We start from the raw sequence: 1323 nt of genomic DNA, 5'->3' as shown, positions 1-1323 counted from the left end.
CACCTAAACCCTTCAAACCGTCACCGATGTCCTGACACAGAACTGTCACCGATGTCCTGAGACATAACACCTTTTTCGAGCACGAAAATGAGGGATAAGGAACCTTAAACCTTTCGGGTAGGTGGGCCCAGCTTCCTGGCCAGGAAATCGAGCCATGATCGACGCTGCTCTGGGTCCCACAGGTCCCGCCACACCAGAACTTGCACGTCCCAGCCGGCTTCGCGGATGAGTTGGAGCCGGTAGTTTTCGTTCTCGTACTGGGATCGGTTTTTGTAGTGAACTTCCCCGTTGTATTCGATTGCGGTCATTGACTCGGGCCAGGCCAGGTCAATGTAAAAATGCCGTCCTCGAGGCGCCACGTGGTAATTCGTTCTCGGTGGAGGAAATCCGTGGCGTAGCGCGATGAGACGAGTCAACGTCTCGTTGGGCGACCACACCTGGTCATAGGCAGCATGTAGAGCGGTTCGGACGCGGCGTACCGAGGGTGAACTGGGCGGGAGCTGGTCGAGGGCTTCGCCAATTACCTCGGCGGTGAAGGCTCGCAGGGGTACTTTCTCTTCGACCACGATTCTGCGCGACAACAAGGCGTCTACACAGGCGATGAGTCGCCACATGGAGAGATAGGGCGCAGCCACGACAAGAGCCTCTACCGGGTGCGCAACAAAGCAACCCCATGGGCCGTAATAACGACTGAGCCCGCGGGACTTGGTAATCCGGCACCCAGCGGCGTACGTCCGAATCCGGTTTCCGTGCCAGGACAAATGGGGTACGGACATCGCCGCATCAAACTCTGCTTCCCGTTCAGGCGCGCGGTGACCCAATAGCGGATTGACCCAGGATTGCGTCTCTCCAATGGGCAAGTCCAAGAGTTCGAGTGCGCTCAGTCCGGTGACACGCAGAAAGTTCTTGCTCGTCTTGAGGTGTCGTTGCAGAAGGGCTGCCCGTTGGACGGGAGACAACGGTTCGGAACTGTGAACCCAGAGCCCTCGTGCGAGCGATTGCATGCTGGGGTCTCGCAGAAGCTGCTCATTCCGGCGCCCCCAGTCGGCAAATGGTTTCACCTCTGGGTACTCACCCAGGTCCAGAGCGGGAACACGACGCATGTCTGGAACATACGTGAATACCGTCAGATGCAGGTTTAGTTATCCACAGGCTTCGGGTTGGTGATGTCTCAGGACATCGGTGACAGTTCTGTGTCAGGACATCGGTGACGGTTTAAGGTTCCCTATTACTGAATTCTGCCTCGAAAAGAGGTGTGATGTCTCAGGTCTTTGGTGACAGTTTTGTGTCAGGACATCGGTGACGTTTGGTGTGTCAGGACTT

1 protein-coding gene is annotated in these 1323 nt (G+C 56.7%); it reads right to left on the bottom strand.

Annotated elements, in window-relative coordinates; all coding sequences use genetic code 11:
- Positions 1–104: 104 nt before the first annotated feature.
- A complete protein-coding gene (locus tag ABD283_RS13915) occupies positions 105–635 on the bottom strand; it encodes a hypothetical protein (protein ID WP_344225547.1) in 531 nt (176 codons plus the stop codon).
- Between the last annotated feature and the right edge of the window lie 688 nt (positions 636–1323).

Origin of the sequence: Kocuria atrinae (assembly GCF_039531425.1) — a bacterium.
Taxonomy (GTDB): Bacteria; Actinomycetota; Actinomycetes; order Actinomycetales; family Micrococcaceae; genus Kocuria; species Kocuria atrinae.
This window is presented reverse-complemented; position numbering and strand designations above follow the sequence as displayed.